Raw genomic sequence first — 14,425 nt, 5'->3', positions numbered from 1 at the left:
CACGACCTCGGCATCGTCCGCAAGTTCGCCGACCGTGTCTGCGTGATGACCAAGGGCAAGATCGTCGAGACCGGTACTGTGGAAGATGTCTTCACCCGGCCGCAGCATGACTATACCCGCCATCTGCTGGCAGCCGAGCCGCGCGGCGAGCCGCCGGCAAGCGATGCGAACAAGCCCGTGGTCATGGAAGGCAGCGACATTCGCGTCTGGTTCCCGATCAAGGCTGGCTTCATGCGCAAGATCGTCGATCATGTGAAGGCGGTCGATGGCATCGATCTGAAGCTCAGGGCCGGCCAGACGCTCGGTGTCGTCGGCGAGTCCGGCTCGGGCAAGACCACGCTTGGTCTCGCGCTGGCCCGGCTTATTTCCTCCAAGGGCCGCATCGCCTTTGTCGGCAAGGATATAGCCGGCTATTCGTTCCGCGAAATGCGGCCGCTGCGCAATCAGCTGCAAGTGGTCTTCCAGGACCCCTACGGATCACTCAGCCCACGCATGTCGGTAGGCGAAATCATCGCCGAGGGGCTCAAGGTGCATGAGCGTTCGCTTTCGGCCGATGAGCGCGACAAGCGCGTCTGCTGGGCGCTGGAGGAGGTCGGCCTCGATCCCTCCACCCGTTGGCGCTTCCCGCATGAATTCTCGGGCGGCCAGCGCCAGCGCATCGCCATTGCCCGTGCCATGGTGCTGAAGCCGCGTTTCGTCATGCTCGACGAGCCCACTTCGGCGCTCGACATGAGCGTGCAGGCGCAGGTGGTCGATCTCCTGCGAGATCTGCAGCGGAAGCACGATCTTGCCTATCTCTTCATCAGCCACGATCTGAAGGTGGTGAAGGCGCTCGCCAACGAGCTGATCGTCATGCGCTTCGGCAAGGTGGTCGAGCAGGGCGCGTCCGCCGATATCTTCCGGGCGCCGAAAGAGGATTACACCAAGGCGCTCCTTGCCGCCGCGTTCAACATCGAGGCGGTGCCGAACGCCGCCATCCAGCAATAGAGACCACCACCATGCCGGCCAAGAGCCCCGTTCTCGTCGATCTCAAATTCGATCCTGCCACCGTTGCCAAGGCGCTCGAAACGGCCTTTGCCGATCGCGGCAGCATCAATCTGGCCGATCCTGCCAATAAAAGCGCGGATCTCTCGCATGTCGACTACGCGCTTCTGTGGAAGCCGGATGCCGATCTTTTCGAACGGGCACCCAATCTCAAGGTGATCTTCTCGGGCGGTGCCGGAGTCGATTCGATGATGTCCATTGCCGGCCTGCCCGATATTCCGATGGTCCGCTTCGTCGATCGCAGCCTCACCGTGCGCATGAGCGAATGGGTCGTGATGCAGTGCCTGATGCATCTGCGCGATGTGCAGGGGCATTTCAGGAACCAGCGCCAGCATGTCTGGGCACCGCAAAGTGGTCCAGAGGCCGCCGAAGTCACCGTCGGCATTATGGGGCTCGGCGTGCTTGGCTGCGATGCCGCTGCCAAGCTGAAGGTGATGGGCTTCGACGTCATCGGGTGGTCCCGTGGCAAGAAAGAGATCGACGGCATGGAAACCTTCGATGCCTCCGGGCTCGATGCGTTCCTGGCCCGAACCGATATTCTCGTCGGCCTCCTGCCGCTGACGCCGGAAACGACGGGGGTCTACAACGCCTCGCTCTTTTCCAGGCTCCGCCGCAATGGTCGCCTTGGCAAGCCGGTCTTCATCAATGCCGGCCGCGGCAGGAGCCAAGTGCAGGCCGATATCGCCTCGGCAATCCGCAGCGGCATTCTCGGCGGCGCCTCGCTCGATGTCTTTGCCGTCGAGCCTCTGGCGGCGGACGATCCGCTTTGGGACCTGGAAAATGTCATCATCACGCCGCATGATTCCGCCGTGTCTGAAGAAAAGGCGTTGATGCGCCATGTCGAGGAGCAGATCGCCCGCTTCGAGCGCGGCGAGCCGCTGCAGCATCTGGTGGATCGCGGCCGAGGTTACTAAGTCTTACGAAGAGGGCGCTGTACATTCCTTCCCCCCTCGGGGAGAAGGGGATATGGCAACCATCTCATTTCAAATGCGAGAGCCCCGCAGTCTCGTGCAGCAAATTTGCTCTGGTATCAATTTTCTTTCAGCGACTGGACTTTCGCTCAACATTTTTTGATAACAGGGCGCTGGAGCAATTCCAGAAAATGGGCGCAGCGGTTTTCCGTCCGGAATTGCGTGAAAGCAAAGAGATAGAGCGGCTCAGAGATTCCGTGAAGAGCTGAACCGCTCTCGTGCCGGCACACCGCCGGCGACAAGCATGACGTCCGCAGGGCAGGAGACGGGGCAGGAACGACATGACCAAGACGGATATCGCCACCCGCGTCTATAACCATACCTGGAAGCTCGATCCGATCGTCCGCAGTCTGATCGATACGGATTTCTATAAGCTTCTGATGCTCCAGATGATCTGGAAGCTCTACCCCGACGTCGACGCCACCTTCTCGCTCATCAATCGCACCAAGAGCGTGCGCCTCGCCGAAGTGATCGACGAGAAGGAGTTGCGCGAGCAGCTCGATCACGCCCGCACGCTGAGGCTCTCCAAGAAGGAGATGATCTGGCTTGCGGGTAACACGTTCTACGGCCGCGCCCAGATCTTCGAGCCGGAATTCCTCGCCTGGCTGTCGAATTTCCAGTTGCCGGAATACGAACTCTCGAAGCGCGACGGCCAATATATTCTCGACTTCCATGGCTCATGGAAGGAAACGACGATGTGGGAGATTCCGGCGCTCGCTATCATCAACGAGCTTCGTTCGCGCTCCGCGCTCAGGGCACTCGGCCCCTTCACTCTCGATGTGCTCTATGCCCGCGCCAAGGCCAAGATGTGGGAAAAGGTAGAGCGGCTTCGCGAGCTGCCGGACTTGCGCATTTCCGATTTCGGCACCCGCCGGCGCCACAGCTTTCTCTGGCAGCGCTGGTGCGTCGAAGCGCTGAAGGAAGGCGTACCCCACGCCTTCACCGGCACGAGCAACGTGCTGCTCGCCATGGATTCCGATCTCGAAGCGGTCGGCACCAATGCCCATGAGCTGCCGATGGTCGCCGCAGCGCTTGCGAAAAACGATGAAGAACTCGGCAAGGCGCCCTACAAGGTCCTGCGCGACTGGAACCGCCTCTATGGCGGTAACCTGCTCGTGGTGCTGCCCGATGCCTTCGGCACGGCTTCCTTCCTGCGCAACGCGCCGGAATGGGTGGCCGACTGGACCGGCTTCCGCCCCGACAGCGCCCCGCCCATCGAAGGCGGCGAGAAGATCATCGACTGGTGGAAGAAGATGGGCCGCGATCCGCGCCAGAAGCTGCTGATCTTCTCCGATGGGCTCGATGTCGATGCCATCATCGACACTTACAAGCACTTTGATGGCCGTGTGCGCATGAGCTTCGGCTGGGGCACCAATCTGACCAATGATTTCGCCGGCTGCGCCCCGACGGAGCTCAGGGGCCTCAACCCCATCTCGATCGTCTGCAAGGTCATCGAGGCAAACGGCCGCCCGGCCGTCAAGCTCTCGGACAATCCCCAGAAAGCAACGGGCGATCCTGCGGAAGTCGAACGCTATCTGAAGTTCTTCGGCGCAGAGGATCGCGTTGATCAGGAAGTGCTCGTTTAAAGCGGTTTCCCGTCCGGAATGCTTAAAGTTCTTAGAGCGTGATGCCGAAAAGTGTAGGCGGTTTTCGGATGACATCACGCTCTACTTCCTTGATTCTAGAGCGGATTCAGATTTTAGGTCGATCCGACCTAAAATCATCCGGCTCTAGTGGCGAATGGCCGCTTCCATCCGCGTGACGCGCCGAAACAGAGTCCACCTGCCATTTTCCCAGCGATATTGATCCGGCGAAATAACGTAGGGCACATCGCTGAGATCGGTGCTGATCAGCTCCAGAAGCTGCAGGCCTTCCTTGTCGTTCTCATGCGTGAAGAATACCTTGTCGCGTGACAGGAAGGCGGCGATCGGCGCGGCACCGCCGGATTGCTCCTGCACCTGCGCCCAGAAATTCGGCAGGAAGGCGATGCTGGATTCGAACTGGCCGTCCACCTCGACATATTGAAACCGGTTGCGTTTGGCGATCTGGACGCCGGTCTTGGCGAGAAATTTCTGCAGGTTGGCCTGCGCCATCTCGGCAAGTTCCATGGCATCGATGCCCCAGTCGTCGAGCGCTTCGGCCATAACGTAGCTGACGGTGGTCTCGCCGTTGACGACGAAGAGCTTGATCAGGTTTTCCGCCTCGTCGAGATAGACGAATTGCGGTGGATTGGGCTCGTCCTTGGCGGCCTGCATCATCTGCTTTCGAGCCACACCGATGAAATCGCGCGCCTTCAGGATCGGCAGGACCTTGCCGAGTTCACACTTGTCAACTATGGCTTCCGTAATGTTGAGATAGTTGAGCAGCGCCTGCGCGCGCAGCGGCCCGCGCTTTTCGCGCAGCGCCAGCAGCGCATTGTTCAGGAATTTCGTTATCGTGTCGCCGTTGCGGCTGTGCAGCGTCAGGCTGCCGGCGGCAGGATCGTAATCGACGCGGATCAGGTCGCCGAAGAACGGCAGCCGTTCCTGCAGATAGGCCGCAAAGCTTGCTTCGTCTCGCAGCGCTTCATCGGGGATATTGAGATCGAGAGTTTTGGCGCCGGCCGTGCTCTCGGGCTCTTGTATCGGGAAGGCTTGGCCGGAACGCATCTCCGCGCGCTTGCCGCCTCTGCCGAAGAGCCATTTCAGGAAATCGAACACGCGCATCCCCGAGCACTGAACGGTATTGTTGCGGAACCTAGCGCGGCTACCTCTGCGCGGCAATGGCGACAGATGGAGATTGGGTGCTGCAAGTGCCTGCTTGCCCGCGTCAAAAACACGTATAGTCTGCCGGATCGGGCCGGATGGTCCCATGGCGGGAAGGGCAGCGCAAATGAGGAATGTCGGGGGCTGCAGGTGGACGATCGGCGGCCTGCTCTTTTGTCTTTTTGTACTGGCCGTGCCTGTAGCGGTCTTCGCGCAGAATGCGGCCGTACCGCAGCCGGCAACTCCGCCGCCCGACAAAATTCGCGAGCTGATTCAGCTGCTGAACGAGCCTGATGTCAGGCAATGGCTTTCCACGCAACTCAACAGTCAGCCCGCGTCCGCTGGCGATAAATCTGCGACCGCCGGCGATCCGGCTCCGGCCGACGGCAATCAAATGTCTGTTCTATCGGGCATGCTCGGCCACACGCGGCATCACCTCGAGCTGGTCTCCGGCGCGGCGATGACGCTGCCCTACGAGGTCATGGCGGCATCAGAAAAGCTGGAGGGCGAGGGCAAGTCGGTCGGCCTCGTGCGCATCATCATTCAGATTGCTCTCCTGTTCTTCCTGGGGCTTGTCGCCGAACTCGCGGTTTCGCACTTCATCAACACCAGGCATGTACAGCGTACCGGGAATGCCGATGGTACCGAGACAGAGTTGCAGGCGGCGCGCTTCCAGTTCCTGGGCGGCGTCGTACCCGCGATCATCCATGGCTTGGTGACGCTCGTTCCGCTTCTTGCCTTCGACTGGCCGCCGGTCATTGAAAATTTCGCCATCGCCTGCGTCATCGCCATGGTCTCGATCAGGCTGGCGATCTCCATCGGCAAGCTTGTCATGGAATTGATCGCCATGCGTCGCACCGGTGATGTTCTGGACGAGGACGGCGGCTCGGTCCGCATCGCCGAACGGCGGCGCGTCGCATCCTACTGGTATCGGCGATGCACGCTGTTTGCCATCTATTTTGCCTGCGGCTGGGCGATCATACAGGCCGTCACGTCGCTGGATTTTTCCGCAGGCGCGCGCGACCTCATCGGCTACACGCTCGGGATCGGTCTGTTTCTGATCGCCACGGCTGCCGTGTGGTCGAGGCCGCTTGCGCCGGAAAGACATGGAGCGAAGGCGGTTTCCTGGCTGCTAACGATTTTCTTCGTGGCGCTCTGGTGCCTCTGGGTGGCCGGTTTCGACGGTCTTCTGTGGATCGGCATCTATGCGATCCTGCTGCCGCGCGTCCTCTCGGTATCGACAAAGGCAATCGAGGCTCTGCATGATGCGGCCGACGGCGTTTTCGGTACCGGCAAGATCGCGGCCGTGCTGCTCGACCGTGGCGTGCGTGCGTTGATCATCACTTTCGCGGCTTTGTGGCTCGGCAAGATGCTTGGAGTCGAGGCCCATGCGATGATGGCCGGCAGCGAATCGGTCGTTGGCCGTATCGCCAGGGGCATCCTGGGCGGCATTGTCATCCTCCTGGTCGCCGATCTCGTCTGGCAGCTCGCAAAAACCTATATCGACGGCAAGGTAATGGAAGCTCTGCCCGCCGCCGGTGAATCCGACGAGATAAGGGCGAGCCGCGCCCGGCTGCAGACGCTGCTGCCGATCTTCCGCAATATCCTTGCCGTCGTCATTGGCATTATCGCCGTCATGATGGTGTTGTCGGGCCTTGGTGTTCAGATAGGGCCGCTGATCGCCGGTGCCGGTGTTGTCGGCGTCGCGGTCGGCTTCGGTGCGCAGACCATCGTCAAGGACGTCATCAGCGGTGTCTTCTATCTCTGGGACGATGCCTTCCGTATCGGCGAATATATCGAAAGCGGCCACTACAAGGGCGTCGTCGAATCCTTCAGCCTGCGCTCGGTCAAGCTGCGCCACCAACGCGGCCCGCTGGCAACGATCCCCTTCGGCTCTCTTGGCGCGGTCAACAACATGAATCGCGACTGGGCGATCGACAAGATCATCGTCAAGGTCACCTACGATACCGATCTCGTAAGGCTGAAGCGCATCGTCAAGGATATCGGCCAGCGCCTGCTCGAAGACGAGGACCTGAAGCCGAACATTATCCAGACGCTGAAGATGAAGGGCGTCGAGCAGTTCGGCGATTTCGCGATCGAAATCAGGCTGGCGATCACCGCCAAGCCGAACGAGCTCTCGGTCATCCGCCGCAGCGCGCTGGCCCTGATCAAGCAGTCCTTCGACGAAAACGGCATCCAGTTCGCCTTCCCGACCGTACAGGTGGCAAGCGACAAGGATGCGGCGGCGGCCGCTGCCCGGCAGCTTATCGAGATGCGGGCGGCAAACGTGGATGGCGCGCAGCAGGCGAGTTAACGCTTGGTATCTAAGCGGAGCAATTTCATACGAGGCACGTCGGCACTGCAAGTTCCTTCTCCCCTCGGGGAGAAAGGGGACGCAGCAACGACCTCATTTCACATGCGATTGCTCCGGAATGCTAACGCCGCCATGAATCCCTCGGGCTTTGCAGGTGGCGAACCTAGTGCTTCGGCGCCGCCGTGCTGCCGCGTACGATCAGACTAACGCCGATCATCTCGCGCTCGGTCGGCAGGGCCTCGTGGAGGACGGCCTGCACTGCACGTTCTGCGATCTCGGCAAAGGGCTGGGCCATCGTCGTCAGACCGGGTTCCACCATGCCGCCTTCCGGCACGCCATCGAAGCCGATGACGGAAACGTCTTGCGGTACGGAGAGACCTCGCGCCCGCAGCCAGTTGATCGCCAGAAGCGCGATATTGTCGGACATGGCAAGGATCGCCGTCGGCGGCACGGGCGCGGAAAACAGGTAGTTCAGCCCGGCTTCGACGCTCGGTTTGTCGTTGAGCGTCTCATAGATCGGCAGGTCCTCGCGCCGAATGCCGAAGGCTTCGAGCGCCTGCCAGTAACCGAGCGCGCGACTGCGGGAGGTGGAATAGATCGCCCGTTCGATCCCGGCGATGCCGACCGGCCCGACATGGTCATCCGACAGTTCTGTGGCGAGCACGCCGAAACGCCTGTGGCCCAATTCCGCCAGATGCCGCGCCGCAACGGCCGCGCCTCCGACGTTGTCGACGCTGATTGCGGGGATCGACGGGTCCTCGTCATTCAAGGCGAGGGCGATGAAGGGCAATTGCCGCTCGCGTGTCAACTGCACCAGTTTTTCGCCGCCTTCCACGCAGAGCAGGATGAAGCCGTCCACCAACGCGCTTTTGATATTCCAGTCCACCGTCTGCCGGTCCTTGGCCGAAACCAAGGCCAAACCGGTGCCGCTGGCATCGCACACCTTGGAAACGGCGGCCAGCAGAGCCCTGGCCCAGGGGTCATTGAAAAAATAAGCCAAGGGCTCGACGGCGGCGATGCCGATCGCATTGACTTTTCCTGCCCGCAGCAGCCGGCCCGTCAGGCTCGGCCCGGCATAGCCGAGCCGCTTGGCTGTCTCGAGTACATGCTCTCGCACTTCCTCGCGCACCACTTCGGGCCGGTTGAAAACATTGGAGGCGGTCCCCTGCGATACGCCTGCCGCCTTCGCGACATCCGCGAGCCTGATGGTGCCCTTGGCCAATGAAATCCTCCATGTGTTTTCGGAGGATATTAGCAATAAAGTTGTATCGGTTCAATTCTGCTTGACAACGGGCTTTTAAGGCGTACGATTGAACCGATTCAAGAAAAGGATACGGCCTGGTATTGAATCGATTCAAAAAATGAAAGGTGAGCCGATGCTGACCAATTATCTCTTCAAGGATCTCTATGAGGATCGATGGGGTGATCCCTGCAATCCGAATGCCGTCGATCCGCCATCTGAACATGAGGGCAGGGCCGGCAGGCAGAGCGTGCTTCGCCGGTTGGCGGGCCTTTTCCGCCGTAGGAAGCGCCCATCGGCGTGGTCTTTCACGATACCGAGCGTGACCTCAGACAGCGAGAGCGAAATCGACGTCAGACATCGCACAGGGTTTGAAGACCCGAAGCTCCTCGCTCTCGCCAAGGCCTTGTCGCGGAATTGCTAAAACAATGCCGCGCTCCAATGCTCTGTGACAGCTTCAGAAATTTTCCTTGTAGGGGCGCAGATCGAGCTCCTGCGTCCAGGCCGAAGGATGCTGGCGATGAATGTGCCAATAACTCTCGGCAATGGCATCGATGTTCAGCAACCCGTCGGCATCCACATCCGGCCGGCGCGAACGCAGCCGCTCCCCATCTATGCCGCCATCGATGATGGTATGGGCGACATGCAGGCCGAGCGGACCGAATTCGCGTGCCATGCTCTGGCTGATCATGCGAAGACCCGCCTTGGCGGCGGCGAATTGCGCAAAGCCCGCCTTGCCCCGCAGGCTCGCAGAAGCGCCGGTGAAGATCACCGTGCCGCGGCCGATCGGCGCCAGATGACGCGCCGCCTCGCGCCCCACGAGGAAGCCGCCGAAGCAGCAGATGCGCCAGAATTCCTCGAATTGGGCGGCCGTCAGATCGCGAAAGCCGATCTGGCGGTTGATGCCCGCGTTGAAGACGACCAGGTCGGGCGGAGCGATATCGTCCCGGTCAGTAAAGGCGTGCTCGAACAGCCGGATGACCGCAGCTTCGTCCGTCGCATCGGTTTCGATCGCTTCGGCGCTGCCGCCGGATGCCTGGATGGCAGCAGCCACCCGATCGATCTTCGCCGCCGTCCGGCCGGCGATGACGACATGGTAGCCCCTGGTCGCGAGAAGCCGGCAGAGCGCAGCACCCAGTCCCTGTTCCGCACCCACTCCGACGATGATGGCGCTTGGCGTGCTCATTCGGCGGCCTCCCTGGCATCGAGTGTTGGATAATCGGTATAGCCCTCGGCGCCGCCGCCGTAGAAAGTCGGGCGATGATAGGGATTGAGAGGCGCACCCCGCCGAATGCGCTCCGGCAGATCCGGATTGGCGATGAACAGACGGCCGAAAGCGATGGCATCGGCATGGCCGGCGGCAAGTGCGGCCTCGGCCGCATCCGGCCGGAAGTTGCCGGCGGCGATCAGTGTGCCGGACCAGGCGGGCCGGAAGAGTTCCGCAGCCGAAGGCACGTTCTTGCGGTCGACTTCGGCCTGACCGGCACCGCTTGCGCGCGGCTCGATCAGATGCAGATAGGCGAGGTTCAGCCGGTCCAGCTCGCGGATGACATGGCCATAAAGGCGCAAGGGATCGTCCTCGCCGCTGTCATTGGCGATGCCGAATGGCGAAAGGCGGACGCCGACGCGATCCGATCCCCAAACATCGGATACCGCCTCGACCACTTCGAGGAGCAGCCGCGTGCGGTTTTCGATCGAGCCGCCATATTGGTCGGTGCGCTGGTTGGTTCGTGCCTGCAGGAACTGCTCGATCAGATAGCCGTTGGCACCATGGATCTCGACGCCGTCGAAGCCCGCCTGCTTGGCATTGGCGGCCGCCTGGGCATAGACGTCGATCAAAAGCGGCATGAGGTCGATGTCAATCGCCTGCGGCGTCTCGAAGGGCACGCGTTCGAAGGTAGCCGTAAAGGCCTGCCCTTTGGCGGCGACGGCGGAAGGAGCAATCGGTGGAGCACCGTCAGGCTGATGGGAGGAATGGGAGATGCGGCCGACATGCCAGAGCTGCAGGAAGATCTTGCCGCCCTTGCAATGAACCGCGTCCGTCACCGCCTTCCAGCCGGCGACCTGTTCGGCGGTGTGGATGCCCGGCGTCGCCGGCATACCCTGTCCGGTACGGGAAACCTGCGAACCTTCGGAAATGATGAGCCCGCCCTCGCTGGCGCGTTGGGCATAATATTCGGCATTCAGTGCCGAAGGCACATTGCCCGGCTGGCTCGCGCGCATGCGGGTGAGGGGGGCCATGACGATGCGATGCGCAAGTTCGTAGGGGCCAATGGAAAGCGGCGAAAACAAAATGGCTGTCATAAAATTCTCCTGCCTGGAGCGAAAACTGCTCCCCCGGGCGGAAGGGCCTGTCAGCGGCGATTCGGTCTCGGGAGTTCGAATAAGATGATGGTCATCATTTATTCCAACAATCGGACGTGCGCAACTGAATCTCGTATCAGACCGGGATCGTTGCGAGAAAGCCGAGCAAGGCAGCGTTGAACTGCGCCGGTCGCTGCAGCGGCGCGAAATGGCTGACGCCGGGCAAAAGGATCAGCTGCGCACCGGGAATGTGCCGCGCGAGATGATCGGCATGTTCATGCTTGATGAACTCGTCATGCTCGCTCTGCACGATGGCGACGGGCACGTCGATCTCGGCGAGAGCGGCAATGGTATAGTTCGGCTCCGTCCGCTGCATCAGGCCGACAGCCTCGACGAAGGCATCGAACTTGTCCGGCGTAGCCGACAGGGCGGCATAATCCTTCGTGTGGCGGGAAAAGCAGCGCTCGATGACCGGTGTCGCCACGAATTCCTTCGTGCCGCTCGGGTCCATGTTGCAGGCAACGAAGAAGACGCCGGCAACGCGCTCCGGATGAGTTTTTCCAAGCACCAAGCCGATGCAGGCACCGTCGCTCCATCCGGCAACGGCCGCCTTATCGATCTTCAGCCTGTCCATGACGGCGAGAACGTCAGAGGCCATGAGTTCGTAGGTATAGGGCCGCTCGTCTCGCGTGCTGCGGCCATGGCCCCGGCTGTCGATGACGATAACCTGATGGCCGGCATCGATCAGGGCCGGAACCTGATAGCCCCAATTGCCGCTGTTTCCGAGCCCGCCATGCAGGAGAATTATGGGAGCGCCGCTGCCATAGGAGGCATACCAGATACGTGCGCCATCATGATCGACATGGCCTTCCGTCTCGGTATGCGGCAAGGGTGTGGCCCCTTCGGCTTCGAAGCGGTGAAGCTCATCGTCGTGAAATTCCATACCCACCTCCCATTGCGCCGTCTCCTCTCGACAGCCCTCGCGAGAGACTAGTCGATCCTAACGCGTCTTTTCAACAGGCCGGGTCATATCGTTGCCAGATGTTGGAAAAGATCGCGGGCCGGTGACGGAAGCTCTTCGAGCGAGCGGGCGCAGATCGAAAGCCGGCGCGTCGCCCATGGGTCGGTGAAGCGAGCGATCGCAGTTTTGGCGGATCGGCTGCAGCGCCGCGCCGCAGTTTCCGGCACGATGCCGAGACCGATACCCTGGCCCGCCATCTCGCAAATGCTTTCGAACGTCCGCATCCGCACGCGTATTTTCAATCGGCTGCCGAGTCGGGCCGCCTGTGCGTCGATGTGATCCTGCAGCGCTCCGCCGGCAAGCCCGATGAAATGCTCATGCAGGATTCCCGCGAAGGCGATCTGCTTTGCCGCCGCCAGCACATGATCGCGAGGCATGACCACCACCAGCCGGTCGATCGCAAAGGGCCGCAAAATCAGGCCCGCCGTATCGACGGCGCTCGAGAGGATACCGATCTCGGCAAGCCCTGCCGACACGGCGCGCGCAATCTCGACGCTCTGGCGTTCCTTGAGGTCGATATCCGTCTGCGGGTGTTTTGCCATCCAGTCTGCAAGGCGTGGCGGCAGGTATTCGGCAATCGCGGCGGTGTTGGCAAGAAGCCGGATCGTCGCGCGCAGGCCGCTTGCATGTTCGCCAAGCTCGCCGCGCATCTGTGTCAGTTGCCGCTGGATCAATCGGGCATGATGGGCCAGCGCTTCGCCGGCCGGTGTAGGACGGATGCCACGCCGGCCACGCTCCAGAAGCTGCACACCGCCATTCGCCTCCATCTCACGCAGCCTCTCGCTGGCAGCCGGCAGCGAAAGGCCAACATCGGCGGCTCCATGCGTGATGCTGCCGGCATCGACGACGGCGAGGAAGAGGCGAAGGTCGGTCAGATCGAAGCGCATGAAGTGCAGGTTACCGCATATCCAGCCTTCGGAACAGCCGAAGGCTTTCTTCGCATCATCCGCATTGCGCCCGCCTTTGCGTCTGCTACTGAAAAGGCATGATGGATCATTCGATAGGGCTTGTCGCGGCGATCTTCGTGACCTTCTTCGTCGCCGGCACGGTCAAGGGCGTCACCGGCATGGGGCTTCCGACGGTGGCGATGGGAGTTTTGGGTGCGCTGATCTCGCCGCTCACGGCGGCCAGCCTGCTAATCGTCCCGTCCTTCGTCACCAATGTCTGGCAGCTGCTGGCCAGCCCGAGCTGCGGCGCGCTTGCCCGCCGCTTCTTCCCCCTAGTCGTCGCCGTGACCATCGGAACCTTCGCCGGCTCACATATGCTTGCCGGCGACGATAACCGCCTGACCACGGTGGCGCTAGGCGCGGCCCTTATCGCCTATGCTGGCCACGCCCTTCTTGCCCGCCAGCTTCGCGTGTCGCCGCGGTTGGAGCCGCTGCTGTCACCGATCATCGGATTGATTACCGGCTTGTTGACCGGAGCGACCGGCGTCTTCGTCGTGCCAGCGGTGCCCTATCTACAGGCGCTCGGGCTGGAAAAGGAGGATCTGGTCCAGGCGCTCGGTCTTTCCTTCACCGTCTCCGCGGTGGCGCTGGCCGGCGCGCTTGCCTGGCACGGCGCTTTCCACATCGACAATCTCGCACTCTCCACTCTTGCGATCGTTCCGGCACTAGCCGGCATGTGGACCGGCCAGATTATCCGCAATCGCGTCAGCCCCGCCACTTTCCGCCGCTGGTTTCTGGTTTGCCTCCTGGTGCTTGGCGCGGAGATGGTGATCAGGTCCGCTTTCTAGGCTGGTACTCGCGGACTAATTCTGCGTTGTGGTTCAAGCCTTCAAAAAGGCAAGGCGCTCGTCGATACGGCCTGGCGCGATCTCGAGAATATCCGCGCTCACTACGTTTTCGGCCACGAAAGGATTGCTCTCGACGCGCGCCTGTAGATCGGCCCGTGTCACATTATGTGCCAGAACAGCGCCACCGGCGCCCGGCTGAATGCTGCCGGTCATGAGGAAAACGCCATCATCGAATCCACGCGTGATCCATGCGTTATGGCCTTCCATGAACTGCGGGGCCTGAGCCTTGTTGGCGGAAAATTTCAGCGTTACGACAAACATGGTATCTCCTTCGAAAGCGGTTGAATCCGCACTGGTTCAGTTGGCGGGCCGTTGCGCTTCAAGCCAGGCTGTCATGTCGTCGACCTCGCGCCGGATGAAGGCTTCATCCCGAAAGACGGTTGCCAGCGACGCCACACCTTGGCTGCGCATCAGGATGTGCATGGCGAGATTGTCTGCGTCTTTTTTTCGGCCCAGTGCAGAAAATTGAGACGCAAGCCAATCTCGGAATAATGTGAACAACTTGCCCGCATCGTCCTTCGCGACGTGGTCGAGCTTTGCGAGTTCACTGCAGAGTGTGCCGACCGGGCAGCCGTAGAGCATGATCTTCGCGCGGTTCATGATGAGCATTTGGATGAAGCTGCGGATGCGCTCTCCCGGTTCGCGACCTTCTGCGGCCCAGACATTCAGCATCTCGCGCGTCTTTTCCAGCCGGACTGAAATGACGGCGCCGAGAATCTCGTCCTTTGTCTTGAAATGGTAGTAGAAGTTGCCGCGAGAGAGTTTCACCTCCGCGGCAATGTCGGCAAAAGATGTTGCCTCGAATCCCCGTTCGTAAAATAGCCGGTCTGCCGCTTCGACGATGTGCTGACGTGTTTGCGCGGCGCTCATGGGCTTTCTCGTGATTGATTAGGTCATTTGTCCTAACAAATAGGACAAATGACCTAAGTGCGTCAAGCCATCGTCACCGCCAGCAGGGATACCATTCAAGGCGGCGTCGCTCTTGAATGTCA

General features: G+C 61.2%; 14 protein-coding genes. 6 read left to right on the top strand and 8 right to left on the bottom strand.

What is annotated here, in order from left to right; genetic code table 11:
- The 3 genes from Q4Q11_RS05350 to pncB form a co-directional block, all read left to right on the top strand.
- A partial coding sequence (locus Q4Q11_RS05350) for an ATP-binding cassette domain-containing protein (RefSeq protein ID WP_498568858.1) occupies positions 1-987 on the top strand: 987 nt, incomplete at its 5' end.
- Positions 988-998: 11 nt separating this feature from the next.
- Entirely contained in the window at positions 999-1,958 is a 960-nt protein-coding gene (locus Q4Q11_RS05345) for a 2-hydroxyacid dehydrogenase (RefSeq protein ID WP_498568857.1), read from the top strand.
- Between the two features lie 338 nt (positions 1,959-2,296).
- Positions 2,297-3,601: a nicotinate phosphoribosyltransferase gene (gene pncB, locus Q4Q11_RS05340; RefSeq protein WP_113216414.1), complete on the top strand. Its 1,305-nt coding sequence runs from the start codon at positions 2,297-2,299 to the stop codon at positions 3,599-3,601.
- Between the two features lie 144 nt (positions 3,602-3,745).
- Here the strand turns inward: pncB and Q4Q11_RS05335 are convergent, their stop codons facing one another.
- Positions 3,746-4,720: a DUF1444 domain-containing protein gene (locus Q4Q11_RS05335; RefSeq protein WP_498568856.1), complete on the bottom strand. Its 975-nt coding sequence runs from the start codon at positions 4,718-4,720 to the stop codon at positions 3,746-3,748.
- Between the two features lie 166 nt (positions 4,721-4,886).
- Between Q4Q11_RS05335 and Q4Q11_RS05330 the strand changes: the two genes are divergently transcribed.
- Entirely contained in the window at positions 4,887-7,073 is a 2,187-nt protein-coding gene (locus tag Q4Q11_RS05330; RefSeq protein ID WP_498568855.1) for a mechanosensitive ion channel family protein, read from the top strand.
- A 163-nt stretch (positions 7,074-7,236) separates the two neighbouring features.
- Here Q4Q11_RS05330 and Q4Q11_RS05325 read toward each other — a convergent pair whose 3' ends face one another.
- Complete coding sequence (locus Q4Q11_RS05325) at positions 7,237-8,295, bottom strand: LacI family DNA-binding transcriptional regulator (protein WP_498568854.1); 1,059 nt, start codon at positions 8,293-8,295, stop codon at positions 7,237-7,239.
- Positions 8,296-8,449: 154 nt separating this feature from the next.
- Here Q4Q11_RS05325 and Q4Q11_RS05320 point away from each other — a divergent pair, with 154 nt between their 5' ends.
- Positions 8,450-8,737, top strand: a complete 288-nt coding sequence (locus Q4Q11_RS05320) for a hypothetical protein (protein ID WP_112511511.1) — start codon at positions 8,450-8,452, stop codon at positions 8,735-8,737.
- Positions 8,738-8,770: 33 nt separating this feature from the next.
- Here the strand turns inward: Q4Q11_RS05320 and Q4Q11_RS05315 are convergent, their stop codons facing one another.
- The 4 genes from Q4Q11_RS05315 to Q4Q11_RS05300 form a co-directional block, all read right to left on the bottom strand.
- Positions 8,771-9,499, bottom strand: a complete 729-nt coding sequence (locus tag Q4Q11_RS05315; RefSeq protein ID WP_498568853.1) for an SDR family NAD(P)-dependent oxidoreductase — start codon at positions 9,497-9,499, stop codon at positions 8,771-8,773.
- Entirely contained in the window at positions 9,496-10,617 is a 1,122-nt protein-coding gene (locus Q4Q11_RS05310; RefSeq protein ID WP_112511505.1) for an alkene reductase, read from the bottom strand. Before Q4Q11_RS05310 ends, Q4Q11_RS05315 begins: the two co-directional genes overlap by 4 nt.
- Positions 10,618-10,753: 136 nt before the next feature.
- A complete protein-coding gene (locus Q4Q11_RS05305; protein WP_498568852.1) occupies positions 10,754-11,560 on the bottom strand; it encodes an alpha/beta fold hydrolase in 807 nt (268 codons plus the stop codon).
- A gap of 83 nt (positions 11,561-11,643) precedes the next feature.
- Entirely contained in the window at positions 11,644-12,525 is an 882-nt protein-coding gene (locus Q4Q11_RS05300; RefSeq protein WP_498568851.1) for a LysR family transcriptional regulator, read from the bottom strand.
- A gap of 98 nt (positions 12,526-12,623) precedes the next feature.
- Between Q4Q11_RS05300 and Q4Q11_RS05295 the strand changes: the two genes are divergently transcribed.
- The gene (locus tag Q4Q11_RS05295; protein WP_112511499.1) at positions 12,624-13,373 is read left to right on the top strand and encodes a sulfite exporter TauE/SafE family protein; all 750 of its coding nucleotides are present in this window, start codon (positions 12,624-12,626) and stop codon (positions 13,371-13,373) included.
- 33 nt (positions 13,374-13,406) lie between these two features.
- Here Q4Q11_RS05295 and Q4Q11_RS05290 read toward each other — a convergent pair whose 3' ends face one another.
- The gene (locus Q4Q11_RS05290) at positions 13,407-13,694 is read right to left on the bottom strand and encodes a YciI family protein (protein ID WP_498568850.1); all 288 of its coding nucleotides are present in this window, start codon (positions 13,692-13,694) and stop codon (positions 13,407-13,409) included.
- Positions 13,695-13,730: 36 nt separating this feature from the next.
- Positions 13,731-14,303: a TetR/AcrR family transcriptional regulator gene (locus tag Q4Q11_RS05285; protein WP_113223946.1), complete on the bottom strand. Its 573-nt coding sequence runs from the start codon at positions 14,301-14,303 to the stop codon at positions 13,731-13,733.
- Between the last annotated feature and the right edge of the window lie 122 nt (positions 14,304-14,425).

The organism is Rhizobium sp. UFLA01-1127 (assembly GCF_059803845.1).
The sequence above is the reverse complement of the archived record's forward strand: the minus strand, read 5'-3'. Positions and strand labels throughout refer to the sequence as shown.

What these genes read in the sequence shown, in the direction of transcription:
- Q4Q11_RS05345 (WP_498568857.1), top strand. Translation starts at nt 999, where the DNA reads ATGCCGGCCAAGAGCCCCGTTCTCGTCGATCTCAAATTCGATCCTGCC.
- pncB (WP_113216414.1), top strand. Translation starts at nt 2,297, where the DNA reads ATGACCAAGACGGATATCGCCACCCGCGTCTATAACCATACCTGGAAG.
- Q4Q11_RS05335 (WP_498568856.1), bottom strand. Translation starts at nt 4,720, where the DNA reads ATGCGCGTGTTCGATTTCCTGAAATGGCTCTTCGGCAGAGGCGGCAAG.
- Q4Q11_RS05330 (WP_498568855.1), top strand. Translation starts at nt 4,887, where the DNA reads ATGAGGAATGTCGGGGGCTGCAGGTGGACGATCGGCGGCCTGCTCTTT.
- Q4Q11_RS05320 (WP_112511511.1), top strand. Translation starts at nt 8,450, where the DNA reads ATGCTGACCAATTATCTCTTCAAGGATCTCTATGAGGATCGATGGGGT.
- Q4Q11_RS05315 (WP_498568853.1), bottom strand. Translation starts at nt 9,499, where the DNA reads ATGAGCACGCCAAGCGCCATCATCGTCGGAGTGGGTGCGGAACAGGGA.
- Q4Q11_RS05310 (WP_112511505.1), bottom strand. Translation starts at nt 10,617, where the DNA reads ATGACAGCCATTTTGTTTTCGCCGCTTTCCATTGGCCCCTACGAACTT.
- Q4Q11_RS05305 (WP_498568852.1), bottom strand. Translation starts at nt 11,560, where the DNA reads ATGGAATTTCACGACGATGAGCTTCACCGCTTCGAAGCCGAAGGGGCC.
- Q4Q11_RS05300 (WP_498568851.1), bottom strand. Translation starts at nt 12,525, where the DNA reads ATGCGCTTCGATCTGACCGACCTTCGCCTCTTCCTCGCCGTCGTCGAT.
- Q4Q11_RS05295 (WP_112511499.1), top strand. Translation starts at nt 12,624, where the DNA reads ATGATGGATCATTCGATAGGGCTTGTCGCGGCGATCTTCGTGACCTTC.
- Q4Q11_RS05290 (WP_498568850.1), bottom strand. Translation starts at nt 13,694, where the DNA reads ATGTTTGTCGTAACGCTGAAATTTTCCGCCAACAAGGCTCAGGCCCCG.
- Q4Q11_RS05285 (WP_113223946.1), bottom strand. Translation starts at nt 14,303, where the DNA reads ATGAGCGCCGCGCAAACACGTCAGCACATCGTCGAAGCGGCAGACCGG.